Source organism: Pseudidiomarina aestuarii (genome assembly GCF_003987355.1).
In the GTDB taxonomy this organism is placed as follows: Bacteria; Pseudomonadota; Gammaproteobacteria; order Enterobacterales; family Alteromonadaceae; genus Pseudidiomarina; species Pseudidiomarina aestuarii.
Map to the genome: position 1 here is coordinate 1 of NZ_PIPR01000002.1, position 15397 is coordinate 15397.

Here is a 15397-nt window from a genome sequence, read left to right on the forward strand (position 1 = left end):
ACGGCGGTGAGGCAACCGGAACGCTCACGGTCAATGTCGATGCGATTGAAGTCATTCGTGTGGATGGAAAATCCAGTGGGGGTCAGTTGAGTATCTGGCTCGCCCTGATGGCTCTGGGTGGCGCGCTCTGGCGTCGTCGCCCACGGGCTCAACTGAAACGCGCTGCATAAGCTGGCGACCCAATAAAAAGGCGACCCGAAGGTCGCCTTTTTTAATCCCATGGGATTAGCGCTAATTAAGCGCGGCTAGCGCGCTTACGCTCGTTTTCGGTCAGCATACGCTTACGAATACGGATAGATTTTGGCGTGATTTCAACCAATTCATCGTCATCGATAAACTCCAGCGCTTGCTCTAATGACATGCGAATAGGTGGAGTCAGCAATAACGCGTCATCAGTACCAGCGGCACGGATGTTGGTCAACTGCTTGCCTTTCAAACAGTTCACGGTCAAGTCATTCGAACGGCTGTGAATACCAATAACCTGGCCTTCATAGACTTCCTCACCATGACCCAAGAACAAACGACCACGCTCTTGCAAGTTGAACAAGGCATAGGCCAATGCTTTACCAGTGGCGTTTGAAATCAATACGCCGTTGATACGCTGACCGATAGCGCCGGCTTTAACCGGACCGTAATGGTCAAACGTGTGGTAAATCAAACCTGAACCTGAAGTCAGTGTCATGAACTCAGTTTGGAAACCGATCAAGCCACGGCTTGGTACGATAAAGTCGATACGCATACGACCCTTGCCATCTGGTGTCATGTTGGTCATCTCGGCTTTACGTAAGCCAAGTTTTTCCATGACTGAGCCGCCATGTTCTTCTTCAATATCAACGGTCAGCGTTTCAAACGGCTCGTGCTTCTCACCGTCAACGTCACGCATAATAACTTCAGGGCGTGATACCGCTAATTCGAAACCTTCACGGCGCATGTTTTCAATCAAAACGCCTAAGTGCAATTCACCACGGCCTGATACGCGGAAACGATCTGGGCTTGCGGTTTCTTCAACACGCAAAGCAACGTTGTGCTTCAATTCTTGGGTCAAACGCTCCAAGATTTGGCGTGAAGTCACATATTTACCTTCTTTACCCGCAAACGGTGAAGTGTTGACTTGGAAGGTCATGGTTACCGTTGGCTCATCCACGGTCAGCGCAGGCAATGCCTCCACAGAACCGGCAGCACACACGGTGTCAGAAATTTTCAATTCGCCTAAACCAGACACCGCAACGATATCGCCAGCACTTGCTTTGTCAGTATCGATACGATCCAAACCTAAGTAGCCGAATACTTGACCGACTTTGCCGTTACGGGTGGTGCCATCAGCGCCAATAATCGTTACTTGCTGGTTCAACTTGATAGAACCACGCTTGATGCGGCCGATACCGATAATGCCTAAGTAGCTCGAGTAATCCAGCTGCGAGATCTGCATCTGTAACGGACCATCGCGGTCAGCTTCAGGTGGCGATACTTTCTCGAGAATCGTCTCGAATAATGGGGTCATGTCTTCGCTCGGATTGTTGTAATCCAAAGTAGCAAAACCGTTTAATGCAGATGCGTAAACAATGGGGAAATCCAACTGCTCGTCGGTAGCGCCCAAGTTATCGAACAAGTCGAATACTTGATCCACAACCCAATCAGGACGTGCGCCTGGACGGTCAATCTTGTTCACGACCACAATCGGCTTCAGGCCGTGTGAGAATGCTTTTTGGGTTACGAAACGCGTTTGTGGCATCGGCCCATCAACGGCATCCACCAACAACAAGACCGAGTCGGCCATTGATAATACGCGCTCAACTTCACCACCGAAATCGGCGTGTCCAGGAGTATCGAGGATGTTGATGCGGAAATCGCGGTAATTAATCGCGGTGTTTTTCGCAAGAATCGTAATGCCACGCTCTTTTTCAAGGTCATTCGAATCCATGACGCGTTCTTCGTTACCACCGCGGCTTGCCAGCGTTCCAGATTGCTGGAGGAGCTTATCAACCAGAGTTGTTTTGCCATGGTCAACGTGCGCGATGATGGCGATATTGCGCAATTTTAAAAGTTCAGTTGCTTGGATTGTCATTAAAAAGCCTAAAAAACAGAGGTGGGAACCACGATTGGTCAAAATAGCGGCGTATTATACTAGCGACAACAGCAGAAAGAAAGAGAAAGCGCTACTAGCTGCTAGTTATTCGTTACTAGTGAGAAGTGAACAGTGAATAGGACAAACCCAAAAGAAAAAAGAGACGAGCATATCTGCCACTCATTAGTCTGTATTTTAGCATTACCCATGCGAGTAGCTAATATCTAGTAGCCATAAGCGCAGTATGGGGTTGCCTTTATTTTAGAATCTTCTAAAATACGTAGAATCACCTAGATTGAGGACTTCTCATGCGTCTATTTACTGTTTTATCACTCATTCTGTTAGTCGCACCGTTGCAAGCGGCAGAAACCACAGTGCAGAAGAACACTGTTGAGAGCTTTGTGCGATTGCAAGGTATTGTGGAAGCGACGAATGCGGCAACAGTATCGGCGCAAACATCGGGTCGGGTGGAGCAAGTACTGGTCGATATTGGTGATGTCGTAGAACCCGGTGCGACCATAGTGACCATCACCTCAACCGAACAGTATCAAGCGGTCGCGCAAGCGTTGGCACAAGAATCAGCGGCGCAAGCGACTCTGGTAGCAGCGCAACGTGAGTACGACCGCATCAGTAGCATTGTTGCCGATGGCCTATTGCCAAAAGCCGAGCTCGACCGTGTTGAGGCAGCATTGCGAAATGCTCAATCCCAAGTCAAGGCAACGCAAGCCGCAGTCACGCGAGCACGCGAACAATTGTCGTATAGCTCAGTGAAAGCCCCGTACGGCGGCGTCGTGAGTGAGAGGCTGGTTGAGCCTGGTGAAGCGGTGCAGCCAGGTACGCCGTTGATGAGTGGATTTGATCCTACGACTCTGCGCATTCATGTGGATGTGCCAATGACACTCGCGCGCGCAGTGGGACGTTTTGCCAGCGCCCGTATTCAAACCCAAGACGGTTGGGTCGAGCCGACTCAATTCAAATTATTTCCTACGGTAGATGCCGCCTCAGCAAGCGTGCGATTGCGGTTGACGTTACCTGCAGACCTACAATTGTTGCCCGGCCAATGGCTCGGCGTCAGTGTTAAAACCGGTGAATATCAAGGCCTGAGTGTGCCAGTGGAAGCCATCACTCAGCAGGGTGAATTGACGCTGGTTAAACTCGCTAGTGGTGACTGGCGTGCAGTACGTGTCGCTGAACCCTATAACGGTCGCGTCGAAATCTTAAGTGGTTTGAGTGCAGGTGAGGTTATCAGCTATGAGTAACCGTCTCGGTATTGCTGGCGGCATGGCGCAGTGGGCGCTCAACTCACGGTTAACGCCATTGCTTGCATTATTTGGCTTACTGCTGGGTATTTTTGCCGCGCTCATCACCCCGCGTGAAGAAGAGCCGCAAATTGATGTGACCATGGCAGACGTGATGGTGGCGCTGCCAGGAGCTCGCACCGAACAAGTTGAGCAACAACTGGTATTGCCGCTGGAGCAGGCATTTTCGCGTATGCAAGGCATCGAGCATGTGTACGCGGTGGCGCGTCCGGGGCAGGCTTTGATCACCGTTCAGTTTGAGGTGGGTGTTGCCCGTCAGACCGCATTGGTGGAACTCTTTGACGTGGTAGCTCAGTGGCAGTATGCCAATCCGCAAGCCAGTCCGCCTTTAGTCAAAGCTCAGGGTATTGATGATGTGCCCATTCTTGGGCTCACGCTGACGGCAGACGAGCTCGATCTCAAATCAGTAGCCGATACTTTGGTGACGCCACTGAAAAATGTCGATGGTGTGCGCGATATCGCCATTATTGGTGCTGAGCCAGAACAAGTCACAGTGACCCTGAATCCGACCGCTTTGGCGCGTGCCGGGCTGGACATTAATACTGTGAGCCAAGCACTACAATCCTACAATCAAAGTGCGCAAGCCGGTTATCGCTTACAAGAAAGTATGCGCATTCCCATTCAAGCAGGCGGCTTTATTGATAGCCTCGCCACTTTGGAGCAATTGGTGATTGGTGTGGTTGATGGGAAGCCTCTGCGGCTTGGCCAAGTGGCTGAGCTCAGCACTGATGGCGCGCTACCCACGCGCTATGTCTGGACGCGCACTCGCGAATCAGAAGCACAGCAAGCGATTACGCTGACCGTCACTAAAAAGCCCGGCGAGAATGCTGTGGAAATAGCCGAGGCAGTGCTGACCCGTCTGAACACGTTACAGGCGCAATGGTTGCCTGCTGACGTACAGGTCGATGTAACGCGCAACTACGGCGAAACCGCCGATGCTAAAGCATCGCAACTGATTCAGAAGTTGGCGTTTGCCACCTTATCCGTAGTGCTATTGGTGCTCTTTACCTTAGGGCGCAAAGAAGCGGTGGTCGTTGGTAGTGCAGTAATCCTGACCCTAGCCACAACCTTATTTGCGTCGTGGGCTTGGGGCTTTACCCTGAACCGTGTGTCATTGTTTGCGCTGATCTTCTCTATCGGTATTTTGGTCGATGACGCCATTGTCGTAGTCGAGAATATTCATCGGCATCGCGGGCGTGGTGGCAAACTCAAAGACATTATTCCGCAAGCGGTTGAAGAAGTCGGTGGGCCCACTATTTTGGCAACCTTTACCGTCATCGCGGCGCTATTACCGATGGCCTTTGTCAGTGGTTTAATGGGTCCGTACATGAGCCCAATCCCTATCAACGCCTCCTTGGGCATGCTGTTATCACTGATCATCGCGCTGACTGTCACCCCTTGGTTGGCGCAACGCCTCCTCGGCAAAACGGACTCGTCGCACACGAGCGAGCACGAACAAGATGAGAAGCTACAGCGCTTGTTCCAACGCATCATGCAACCGCTACTAAGCAGTCGCAAAAAGCGCTATACGTTGGGTTTTGGACTGATTGGGCTCATTGTGCTGGTGATGGGGCTAGCAGTGATTCAAGCCGTGGTGCTGAAGATGTTGCCGTTTGACAACAAAAGTGAAATTCAAGTGGTGCTCGACATGCCGGAGGGGTCACCGCTGGAGCAAACCAACACTGTGTTACTGCACATGGCCGAGCGACTGGACCGCATTCCCGAAGTATCTGCAACACAAATTTACGCGGGTACCGCAGCACCTATTGGCTTCAATGGTTTGGTTCGTCAGTACTATTTGCGCAGCGATGCGCATCAAGGCGATTTGCAAGTCACCTTGGTCGACAAGTCTGAGCGCGACCGCTCCAGTCATGAAATCGCAATCGCCATCCGCGACTTGCTACAGCCCATAGCTGCCGAGCATGGCGCGGCTTTAACCATGGCTGAAGTGCCACCTGGACCACCAGTATTGGCACCGATTGTCGCTGAGGTTTACGGTCCGTCGGCGGAGCAACGCGAAAGTGCTGCGCGAAAAGTCATGGCTGCATTAGGGCAAGTTGACGGCATTGTCGATCTCGACAGCACTTTGGTCGCGGCAACCACTGAGGAAATATGGTCGGTGAACTATGACCGAGCTGCGCTGTTGGGCGTCAATCCTGCAGAAGTGGTGCAACTCATCAGCACGGCGTTACAAGGCCAACCACTAACGTATTTGGCGCTGCCGAATCAAACCCAGTTGGTGCCGTTAGTCATGCAATTGCCTGCAACCGAGCAAGGACAGATTACACCCTTGCAGTCGGTGAGCATTCGCAATCAGCAGGGGCAAATGATTCCGCTGCACGAAGTGGTTGAGCGCCACCAAGTGCCTATGCAACAGCCACGCTATCGCAAAGATCAGCGCCCCGTGACTTATGTTATGGCAGACATGACCGGCACTGTCGATAGTCCGCTGTACGGCTTATTCGCTGCAACTGGCAACATTGACCTACCGCAAACCTTCATCAGCCAGCCCGACCGTTGGGACACCGCTGCCGTGAAGTGGGATGGTGAGTGGCAAATTACTTATGAAACGTTCCGCGACATGGGTCTTGCCTACGCTGTCGGACTGTTACTTATCTATTTGTTGGTGGTCGGTCACTTCGGTAGCTATATGGTGCCGCTGGTGATCATGGCGCCCATACCGCTAACGCTGATCGGCATTATGCCCGGTCACGCCTTGCTCGGTGCACAATTTACCGCCACCTCGATGATTGGCATGATTGCGTTAGCGGGCATAATCGTTCGCAACTCGATACTGCTCGTGGACTTCATCCGTGACGCCGTGGCCAACGGCATGGCACTGAATGACGCAGTGATCAATGCCGCTGCTGTCCGCGCCAAGCCAATCATCCTGACCGGTGTCGCAGCTATGTTGGGAGCCTTCTTCATCCTCGACGACCCTATCTTCAATGGTCTCGCGGTGAGCTTAGTATTCGGTATTGCTGTCTCAACCCTGCTGACACTAGTGGTAATCCCACTACTCTACGCCTCCCTTTTAAAAAGAGCGAAATGATGAAGAGCGTTACTAGTTACTGGTTACTTGCAAAAGCGAAAAGCATAATACTAGTAGCCAGTAGCCAGTAGCCAGTAGCCAGTAGCCAGTAGCCAGTAGCCAGTAGCCAGTAGCCAAGAATGCACTGGTATGGTGCATTTATTTGCACTATAATGGTGCAATTAGATGCGCTGCGACCCATGCCCCATCAGTAACCCATTGATATAGATGTGTTTATAAATTTGGCACGGGTTTTGCTATATCCTGTCCAACAAGGCGCAGGCCAGCATGGAGCGAAAGCTCCGCTATACTGTACAAATCAATTCAGACGCATCGATTCGTGGAGGATCTCATGTCTACACCGCAAGACGTAATGGCATTTATTGAAGAAAACGACGTGAAGTTTGTGGATTTACGCTTTACCGATACCAAAGGTAAAGAGCAGCACGTGACTATTCCCGTGTCACAAATTAACGAAGAATTCTTTGAAGAAGGCAAAATGTTTGACGGCTCTTCTATCAGCGGTTGGAAAGGCATTAACGAATCCGACATGGTATTGATGCCAGATTGCACCACCGTGGTGCTAGACCCGTTCACTGACGAAGTCACTATGAACGTGGTGTGTGACATTCTTGAGCCAGACACCATGCAAGGTTATGACCGTGACCCGCGTTCGATTGCCCGTCGCGCAGAAGCCTATTTGCAAGCTGCCGGTATTGCTGACACCGCATTCTTTGGTCCAGAGCCAGAATTCTTCCTGTTCAACGATGTTCGTTTCCATACCGACATGAGCGGCTCGTTTTACAAAATCGAAGCGGAAGAAGCCAAGTGGAACTCAGGTAAAGAATACGCTGACGGTAACTTAGCGCACCGTCCAGGTGTGAAAGGCGGTTACTTCCCAGTACCACCAGTCGATTCTGCGCACGACATCCGTAGCACCATGTGTACCGTGATGGAAGATATGGGCTTGGTGGTTGAAGCTCATCACCACGAAGTGGCAACAGCGGGTCAGAACGAAGTGGCTACACGCTTCAACACGCTGGTGAAAAAAGCAGACGAAATTCAAACGTACAAGTATGTCGTACACAACGTTGCGCATTCTTACGGTATGACTGCGACCTTTATGCCGAAGCCAATTGTGGGTGACAACGGTTCAGGTATGCACGTACACATGTCACTCAGCAAAGATGGTAAAAACCTGTTTGCTGGCGACCAGTACGGTGGTTTGAGTGAAACCGCGCTGTACTACATCGGCGGTATCATCAAGCACGCCCGTGCTATCAATGCATTCGCCAACCCAAGCACCAACTCATACAAGCGTTTGGTCCCAGGTTTCGAAGCACCAGTCATGTTGGCTTACTCAGCACGTAACCGTTCTGCGTCAATCCGTATTCCAGTAGTTGCGAGCGCGAAAGCACGTCGTATCGAAGTACGTTTCCCTGACCCATCAGCCAACCCTTATCTGTGTTTCGCAGCGTTAGTGATGGCGGGTCTCGACGGTATCAAAAACAAGATCCATCCTGGCGATGCTATGGATAAAGACTTGTATGACTTGCCTGCAGAAGAAGCGAAAGAAATTCCAACTGTGTGTCATTCATTAGAAATGGCGCTGGAAGCGTTGGATAAAGATCGCGAATTCTTAACTGCTGGCGGTGTAATGACCGACGACATGATTGATGCGTACATCAAGCTGAAAATGAAAGACGTTATGCAGCTGAAAATGACCACGCATCCAATTGAGTTTGACCTCTATTACTCTTGTTAATAGACGTCACTGTATGGACTAAAGCTGATGGTGCGAAACGCGCTAATTATACTGACTCTGACCCTCGCTGTGCTAAGCACGGCGCAGGGGCAGGTTTATAAAAAGTGCGACGCAGACGGACGCTGTACCTATACCGATAAACCGATAGAGGGAGCCGAAACTGTTCAAGTGGATGCGGCTCCCACTACTGAATTTGCCAAATCGGCTCCAGTTCAGTCCCCTCAAGAACCGACTAAAGTCTTCGATCCCCTTGCCGATGTCACGGCTACGGTTGCCATTACCAGTCCGCAACAAAAAGAAGCCATCCGCGCCAACAACGGTGAGTTCAAAGTTCGCTGGCAAGCTGATGTGCAAGGTTTGCAGGGACGGCCAATCTACGAGCTTTACCTCGATACGCAGCCTATTTACAAAGGTCCACTCACTGAAGTGACGCTACGTGATGTCTCCCGTGGTGAGAGACGTTTGCAAGTTCGTGTGTATGCGCCAGATGACACAGAATTAGCGCGCACCGACATTACCGTTGTTTATGTGCAACGTGCCTCCATACTCGCACCGCGACCACCTGCTGCAGGTGGCGGCAATGGTTGACGATAGACACGCATTACTAGACCAACTGTTGACGGCTGTGGTGGTTCTCGACGCACGACTCCAGATCCAATACATGAATGCCGCGGCTGAGACGTTGCTCGATGGCAGTCGCCGCCGTTTGCTTGAAGCGCCCTTTTTTAGCCTATTTGCCGATAGCTCGTTAGATGAAGCCGTGTTGCAACAAGCGCTCGCCGAACAGCAAAGCGTATCGGACAGTGAAGTGCTTCTCGTATTTCATGATGGGCAACGCGTGACGGTGGAGTTTAGTGCGCAGCCTATGGCGAACGGGCCTACTCAAAGCGAGCACTATGCGTTACTGGAGCTGCGGCAAGTCGACCAAATTCGTAAAATTAACCAAGAGAATTCGCAGCAACAACAATTGCTAGCAGCGCAAACCATGATCCGTGGGCTGGCGCATGAAATTAAGAATCCGCTCGGCGGTTTGCGCGGTGCCGCGCAACTCCTTGCGAGTGAATTGCCTGACCCCGCGCTACGTGAATATACCGATTTAATTATGTCGCAGGCGGATCGCCTGCGTAATTTAGTGGACCGCATGTTGGGTTCGTATCGCCTGCCACAACGACAGCCGCACAATGTGCATGCAGTGCTTGAACAGGTTATCCAGTTGGCGCAATTGAGCGCCGAGCAGCAACAACAGACCGTGAAATGGCAGCGGGATTATGATCCGAGCTTGCCAGATTTAACCATGGCTGCAGAGGGGCTCGAACAGTCGCTGCTGAACATTGTAATGAATGCCATTGAAGCGCAACACAACGTCAATCAAAGCGATGGTGTGATCACGCTGCGAACGCGCATCGCGCATCAGCAAACTATTTATGGCAAGCGCTATCGCCATTGTGCCGTTGTGAGTGTCAGTGATAACGGTCCGGGTATTCCCGCGCAACTGCGCGATACGTTGTTTTATCCCATGGTGAGCGGTCGTGCCGGTGGCACTGGGCTAGGTTTGTCGATTGCGCAAACCATCGTGCATCAGCACGCCGGTAAAATTGATCTGGAGTCCGTACCCGGACACACCGAATTTACCGTTTATCTACCCTATATTGAAACGCGGGTACGCAATGGCCAAGCGAGGGATGTAGCATGAGTCAACCAGCCGTTTGGATTCTCGATGACGATAGCTCCATTCGTTGGGTACTCGAACGTGCACTGTCACGCTCAGGGCTGACTACGCAAAGCTTCAGCGGTGCCAGTGAATTGTACTCGGCGCTGGAACAAACCGTGACTTTACCTGGTGTGCTGCTCACTGATATTCGCATGCCCGGCGAAGATGGCTTGCAGGTTCTGGCGACCATTCAGCAGCGTTATCCATCACTCCCAGTGATTGTGATGACAGCACACTCCGATCTCGATTCGGCAGTGAATGCGTTTCAAGGGGGCGCATTTGAGTACCTCGCCAAGCCGTTTGACCTTGATGAAGTGGTCCACACGGTAACGCGTGCGCTGGAACACCAATCGCAAGAGACAGAGACTCAGGCGGTCAGCACTGATGACGAGAGCATGTCGGGCCTCATCGGCAATGCGCCTGCTATGCAAGATGTGTTTCGCGCCATTGGACGTTTATCGCATTCTTCTGTCACAGTTTTGCTCACTGGCGAATCTGGTACAGGTAAGGAATTAGTCGCTCGGGCTCTGCATCAGCACAGCCCGCGGCGGCAGCGTCCGTTTATTGCACTGAATATGGCTGCGATTCCCAGTGAGCTGGTCGAGTCCGAGTTGTTCGGTCATGAAAAAGGCGCGTTTACTGGGGCAACCCAGCGCCGGCGCGGACGCTTTGAACAAGCGCACAGCGGTACACTGTTTTTAGATGAAATTGGTGATATGCCGCTGAACGTGCAAACCCGTTTATTGCGAGTGCTAGCAGAGGGACAATTCTATCCGGTGGGCAGTTATGAGCCGGTCAAAGTGGATGTCCGTATTATTGCAGCGACGCATCAGCAACTGGAGCAACGCGTCAAAGATGGATTGTTTCGTGAGGATTTATTCCATCGTTTGAACGTGATTCGGTTACAGCTGCCAACACTGGAGCAACGGCGAGAAGACATCCCGCAGTTGGCACGACACTTTTTAGAGTTGTCGGCGCGCGAACTGGGTGGTGAGCCGAAGCGGTTGACCGCTGCTGCGGTGCAGGTGTTACAGCGCTCAGCGTGGCCGGGTAACGTCAGGCAATTAGAAAATACTTGTCGTTGGTTAACCGTCATGGCGCCCGGTGCGGTGATAGATGTTCAAGACTTGCCTGAGCATGTAACGAACGAATCATTCGGTTCGCATGTAGATGACTGGAAAGCGGCTATCGCACAAGAAATCGACCGACGTTTGGCAGCTGGCGAAACGGATATCGTCAATACCATCGTCACCCAAGTTGAAGCACAAGCGTTAAAACAGGCGCTTGAAGCTACCGCTGGACATCGGCAGCAAGCAGCAGAACTGTTGGGTTGGGGGCGTAATACGCTCACCCGTAAGGTTCAACAACTGATGCCGGAAGCTGATTAGTGACGTAAAATTAACGTAAATGGGCTGCCCTTTACGAAGTCTTCTTTACATAATTAAGGTCAAGAGAAAACCTATGCAACGAGCGCAGGACAAAATGATGACCAAGATACTATTAGTCGACGATGATGCTGAATTGAGCAGCATGCTCGAACAAATATTGACCCGTGAAGGTTACGAGTTGACCTTGGCTGCTGATGGCGAAACTGGATTGCAACGCGCGCTGAGTGGGTCTTACAACCTGATCTTATTAGACGTGATGTTGCCCGGTATTGACGGCTTTCAGCTCCTCCAACGCTTACGCCAACAGGCACGCAGCACCCCAGTGTTGATGTTGACTGCACGTGGTGACGATGACGATCGTGTCGCGGGTCTAGAATTGGGCGCCGATGATTATTTGCCGAAACCCTTCTATCCAAAGGAGTTGGTGGCACGCGTGAAGGCCTTATTGCGCCGCACTCCAAATACGTCGGTAACGCCAGAGCCGTTGGAACATGCTGGTTTCCACATTGACCCAATGCAAAATGAAGCCAAGGTCGATGATGTTGTACTCGAACTGACGCCAACGGAATTCGATATCTTGCGCGTACTGGTGCAAGGCGCTGGTCAGGTAGTGAGTAAAGATCAGATGTCGGTTGCCGCCTTAGGTCGTCAATTGGCTCCCTTTGATCGCAGCTTGGACGTACACATCAGTAATATTCGTAAGAAAATTCATCACAATCCAGAGCGGATCCAGACGGTGCGTGGGCGTGGTTATCGCCTGATGGCACTTGCGTCAGCATAAGCGAATTGACGTGCGGACACGCTGGTATCAGTCGCTCAGTCTACGCCTCCTCATCCTCTTTTGGTTGTTGTTCTTTGGTGTGGCAAGCAGCAGTTACTTATTGGCCTTGTGGTTCAGCAAGCCGGTTGAACCACAACCCCTTTCCGCAAGCGTGCAAAATACCCTCACACCGCTACTGAGTGACTCACAAACTTTTGCGTCGTTAACGCCAGGTCGATTACTGGCGGGTGACTTTCGCGTGGTTGCGTCGCTGGCCCCTGAAGGGAAAGAACGCCTGCAAGTCGAACGGAACATCGGCACCAGTATGCAGCGTTTGATCATGCGGCAGTTAGAAGCTGACCAAGCCGAGCAGATACCCTATAACAACCAAATGCTCATCGGACCCTTTTATAATAATGAGCGTCGAATTCTATTGGTGCGCCCGTTAACACTAGAAGAGCGCAGGATGCAGGTTGTGTCCGAGCAAGAAGCTCAAGAAGCGCAAACTACCGCATTGTTGATTGGGAGTGGTTTTATTTCGATTGTGCTGGGTGTGTGGTTGGTGCGGCCACTCAAGCGCTTGACCCAAGCAACCAGGCAAATTGCGGTAGGTATTGAATCACCAGAGTTACATGGTTTACCCAAAAGATCGGATGAATTGGGAGAATTGGCTCGAGCGTTATCGAATACGGCTCATGATCTCGCAGTCTCACGCGACGCACAACGCCGATTGCTCAGTGACGTGTCGCACGAGCTGCGTTCCCCGCTCGCTCGAATGCAGGTCGCTCTGACTTTGTCGCATGATGAAAATGATGATTCAATGAATCCGCACATGCAGCAAATGGGACGTGACTTAGAGCGGCTCAGTAACATTATCGAGCGTATTTTGTCCTTATCGCGGCTAGAAAACGGTCTGGTGAAATTGACGCGCGTTGATGTCGACACGCGTGAGCTGGTGGAACAATTGGCTGCCGATTTAAGCTACGTTGATGCCGAGCAAGGTCGACGCGTGCATGTGTTACCCAAAGCCCCGGATCACGGTGACTGGCCGGTATTATCGAGTGATAGTGAGCTGCTACGTTTAGTTCTCGAAAACCTCGTCCGCAATGCGCTGCAATATACCAGCGAACTTATTGAGTTGCGCTGTGAAAAGGACGGAAACCTCTACCATATTTTTGTGCGTGACTTTGGCGAAGGGGTGCCGGAAGAGCAACTGCAAAAGCTGTTCGAACCTTTCTTCCGTGGCGATCCATCACGGCATCACAAGGCTGGTGTTGGCTTAGGTATGGCGCTGAGTTTGCGTGCCGCGCTCGTACTCGGCGGCAAGATTACCGCACAAAATCATCCAGATGGTGGACTCGAGGTCTGTGTATCACTGCCAAAAGATGGTAAATAGTGAACAGTGAACAGTGAATAGAGAGCCCCAGATGCCAGAAACTAAACCGACCGACAGCGATTCGAACTGGTCATCATTCTACGACTCGGTGATTGCACCATTTTGGTGCAATAATGTAAAACGCACCGCTATCGAGCGTCCGAACGGCATTACCCTCTACGCTTATTATCTGACGTTGCCACAATCGAAGGGTGTGATTGTGGTCAGTCCCGGCCGGATTGAAGCTGCGATTAAATATCAAGAATTGGTGTGGGAGCTGGCGCAGGCAGGGTATTCAGTGGCGCTGCTTGATCATCGTGGACAAGGTGAGTCTGATCGCGAATCGCCCTTTCGACAGCGTGGACATATTCGTCAATTCGACACCTTTGTCAGTGACTTTGCCGCGTTTATGGACGACGTCAGTGAGCGCTTTACTGCCCAACCTATTACCTTATTGGGTCATTCCATGGGCTCAGCAATTGCCGCTCTATACCTAGCACGACACGAACACAGCGTCGCGCGGGCAGTATTGAGCTCACCAATGTTTGGTATCCGCTCCAATCCAATTCCAGCAAGCTTTGCGCTCTCAATTGCCGAGTTTGGATTACGACTCAATGAATGGCTGCAGCCCAACAAGCCATGGTATTTCCCTGCGAAAGCCGATTATCAAGACATCCCGTTTGCCCGCAATGACCTGAGCCATAGCCCAGCACGTTACGCAAAGTTCCGCCGCATCTACGAGCAGAATCCGAGTATCCAATTAGGTGGGCCGACGTTTGCGTGGGTGGTTCAAGCATTGCGCGCCTGCACGCAAGTCGAGGAAGAAGCGCCGAAAATCACTATTCCAGTGACGATTGTGCAGTCTGGTGGTGATACCGTGGTCGACAATCAATCGCATCAGCGCATTCTTGAGTTACTACCGCAGGGACGCTTGGTTCAGGTGCCAAAAGCGCGCCACGAACTCTTTATTGAAGCCGACGAGTACCGCGAACAGGCACTCGCCGTGGTCTTAGAAGAAGCCGCGAAAGCTATTGCGGCGGATTGATATTAAAGCGCGGTGAGCCCGTGGGTGATGGTGTGGTTGCATCCATAATAATGCTCTGCGGATCCATATGAACCAACACATCTGTACTTTCAAATAAGTCTTGTAAGCGATGCTCTGTATCGTCAGCAATGTCATGCGCTTGCTTGAGTGTCAGATGATCCTCTAACTCGATATGACAGGAAATAAACCGGGTGGGTCCAGCTGAACGCGTACGCAAGCCATGAAAACCCTGCACACCAGCAGTTTCTCGAATGGTTTTAATAATCAGCTGCCGTTCATCCTCAGGCAGTTCCCGATCCAACAACGTATGCAGTGAGCCGCGCAGAATGGAGATGGCATTCCAGAGCAAATACATAGCAATGCCAATGGCGATCACACTATCTGCCCACCATAAATTCCAGGCGCTAAGAGCCAATGCCAGAATAACAGCTGAGTTCAATAAAAGGTCAGAGGTATAGTGCAGCTTGTCGGCGCGAATCGCGGCTGAGTTGGTATTTTCAATCGCTTTGTGCTGCAAGGTAATCAACACACTGGTGAGAATAATGGCCAGAATAGACACGTAGATACCGGCATCGACACGCTCAACGGTTTCTGCTGCAGTCCACTGCTGCAAGCTATGGATAATCAGCAAAATGGCTGAAATGAAAATCAAAATGGATTGAATAAAAGCAGCCAAGGCTTCTGCTTTACCGTGCCCATGGCGATGTTCTTTGTCCGCCGGAACCAGCGCATAACGTACCGCGAAAAAGGTAAACAACGAGGCTAAAGTATCGAGGGACGAATCGGTTAACGATGCCAACATGGATGCTGAACCCGTCAGCCACCATGCTGCGCCTTTGGCGATAATTAGGATCACTGCGACAGAAACCGAAGCACGAGTCGCAATTTTGACCCAAAAACTATAATCGCGAGTTGATTCTGCCATGCCTGTGCTCGTG

General features: G+C 51.4%; 11 protein-coding genes. 9 read left to right on the forward strand and 2 right to left on the reverse strand.

Going from position 1 to position 15397, the window contains the following annotated elements:
* Positions 1 to 235: 235 nt before the first annotated feature.
* Entirely contained in the window at positions 236 to 2065 is a 1830-nt protein-coding gene (gene typA, locus CWE22_RS08870) for a translational GTPase TypA (RefSeq protein WP_169931081.1), read from the reverse strand.
* 308 nt (positions 2066 to 2373) lie between these two features.
* Between typA and CWE22_RS08875 the strand changes: the two genes are divergently transcribed.
* From CWE22_RS08875 to CWE22_RS08915, 9 genes are all read left to right on the forward strand, one after another.
* Positions 2374 to 3324, forward strand: a complete 951-nt coding sequence (locus tag CWE22_RS08875; RefSeq protein ID WP_169931082.1) for an efflux RND transporter periplasmic adaptor subunit — start codon at positions 2374 to 2376, stop codon at positions 3322 to 3324.
* Positions 3317 to 6436 carry an efflux RND transporter permease subunit gene (locus tag CWE22_RS08880; RefSeq protein ID WP_169931083.1) on the forward strand — a complete coding sequence of 1040 codons (3120 nt, stop codon included), beginning with the start codon at positions 3317 to 3319 and terminating at the stop codon, positions 6434 to 6436. The genes CWE22_RS08875 and CWE22_RS08880 overlap by 8 nt, the downstream gene beginning before the upstream one ends.
* A 331-nt stretch (positions 6437 to 6767) precedes the next feature.
* Positions 6768 to 8180 (forward strand): glutamate--ammonia ligase, encoded by a 1413-nt coding sequence (glnA, locus tag CWE22_RS08885; protein ID WP_211618678.1) that lies wholly within the window; start codon positions 6768 to 6770, stop codon positions 8178 to 8180.
* Positions 8181 to 8207: 27 nt separating this feature from the next.
* The gene (locus tag CWE22_RS08890) at positions 8208 to 8768 is read left to right on the forward strand and encodes a DUF4124 domain-containing protein (RefSeq protein ID WP_169931084.1); all 561 of its coding nucleotides are present in this window, start codon (positions 8208 to 8210) and stop codon (positions 8766 to 8768) included.
* Positions 8761 to 9873: a nitrogen regulation protein NR(II) gene (gene glnL / locus CWE22_RS08895; RefSeq protein WP_169931085.1), complete on the forward strand. Its 1113-nt coding sequence runs from the start codon at positions 8761 to 8763 to the stop codon at positions 9871 to 9873. Before CWE22_RS08890 ends, glnL begins: the two co-directional genes overlap by 8 nt.
* Positions 9870 to 11279, forward strand: coding sequence for a nitrogen regulation protein NR(I) (ntrC, locus tag CWE22_RS08900; RefSeq protein ID WP_169931086.1), 1410 nt, complete (start codon positions 9870 to 9872; stop codon positions 11277 to 11279). Before glnL ends, ntrC begins: the two co-directional genes overlap by 4 nt.
* 97 nt (positions 11280 to 11376) lie before the next feature.
* On the forward strand, positions 11377 to 12060 hold the full coding sequence (locus CWE22_RS08905) for a response regulator transcription factor (protein ID WP_169931347.1): 684 nt from the start codon (positions 11377 to 11379) through the stop codon (positions 12058 to 12060).
* The gene (locus CWE22_RS08910; RefSeq protein ID WP_244596036.1) at positions 12047 to 13435 is read left to right on the forward strand and encodes a sensor histidine kinase; all 1389 of its coding nucleotides are present in this window, start codon (positions 12047 to 12049) and stop codon (positions 13433 to 13435) included. The genes CWE22_RS08905 and CWE22_RS08910 overlap by 14 nt, the downstream gene beginning before the upstream one ends.
* A gap of 31 nt (positions 13436 to 13466) precedes the next feature.
* Entirely contained in the window at positions 13467 to 14459 is a 993-nt protein-coding gene (locus CWE22_RS08915; RefSeq protein ID WP_169931087.1) for an alpha/beta fold hydrolase, read from the forward strand.
* Here the strand turns inward: CWE22_RS08915 and CWE22_RS08920 are convergent.
* Positions 14443 to 15384 carry a cation diffusion facilitator family transporter gene (locus CWE22_RS08920; RefSeq protein ID WP_169931088.1) on the reverse strand — a complete coding sequence of 314 codons (942 nt, stop codon included), beginning with the start codon at positions 15382 to 15384 and terminating at the stop codon, positions 14443 to 14445. The two genes, CWE22_RS08915 and CWE22_RS08920, sit on opposite strands and share 17 nt — an antisense overlap.
* Between the last annotated feature and the right edge of the window lie 13 nt (positions 15385 to 15397).

Excerpts from the sequence above, each read along its gene's own strand:
- typA (WP_169931081.1), bottom strand. The coding sequence starts at position 2,065 with ATGACAATCCAAGCAACTGAACTTTTAAAATTGCGCAATATCGCCATC.
- CWE22_RS08875 (WP_169931082.1), top strand. The coding sequence starts at position 2,374 with ATGCGTCTATTTACTGTTTTATCACTCATTCTGTTAGTCGCACCGTTG.
- CWE22_RS08880 (WP_169931083.1), top strand. The coding sequence starts at position 3,317 with ATGAGTAACCGTCTCGGTATTGCTGGCGGCATGGCGCAGTGGGCGCTC.
- glnA (WP_211618678.1), top strand. The coding sequence starts at position 6,768 with ATGTCTACACCGCAAGACGTAATGGCATTTATTGAAGAAAACGACGTG.
- CWE22_RS08890 (WP_169931084.1), top strand. The coding sequence starts at position 8,208 with ATGGTGCGAAACGCGCTAATTATACTGACTCTGACCCTCGCTGTGCTA.
- glnL (WP_169931085.1), top strand. The coding sequence starts at position 8,761 with ATGGTTGACGATAGACACGCATTACTAGACCAACTGTTGACGGCTGTG.
- ntrC (WP_169931086.1), top strand. The coding sequence starts at position 9,870 with ATGAGTCAACCAGCCGTTTGGATTCTCGATGACGATAGCTCCATTCGT.
- CWE22_RS08905 (WP_169931347.1), top strand. The coding sequence starts at position 11,377 with ATGACCAAGATACTATTAGTCGACGATGATGCTGAATTGAGCAGCATG.
- CWE22_RS08915 (WP_169931087.1), top strand. The coding sequence starts at position 13,467 with ATGCCAGAAACTAAACCGACCGACAGCGATTCGAACTGGTCATCATTC.
- CWE22_RS08920 (WP_169931088.1), bottom strand. The coding sequence starts at position 15,384 with ATGGCAGAATCAACTCGCGATTATAGTTTTTGGGTCAAAATTGCGACT.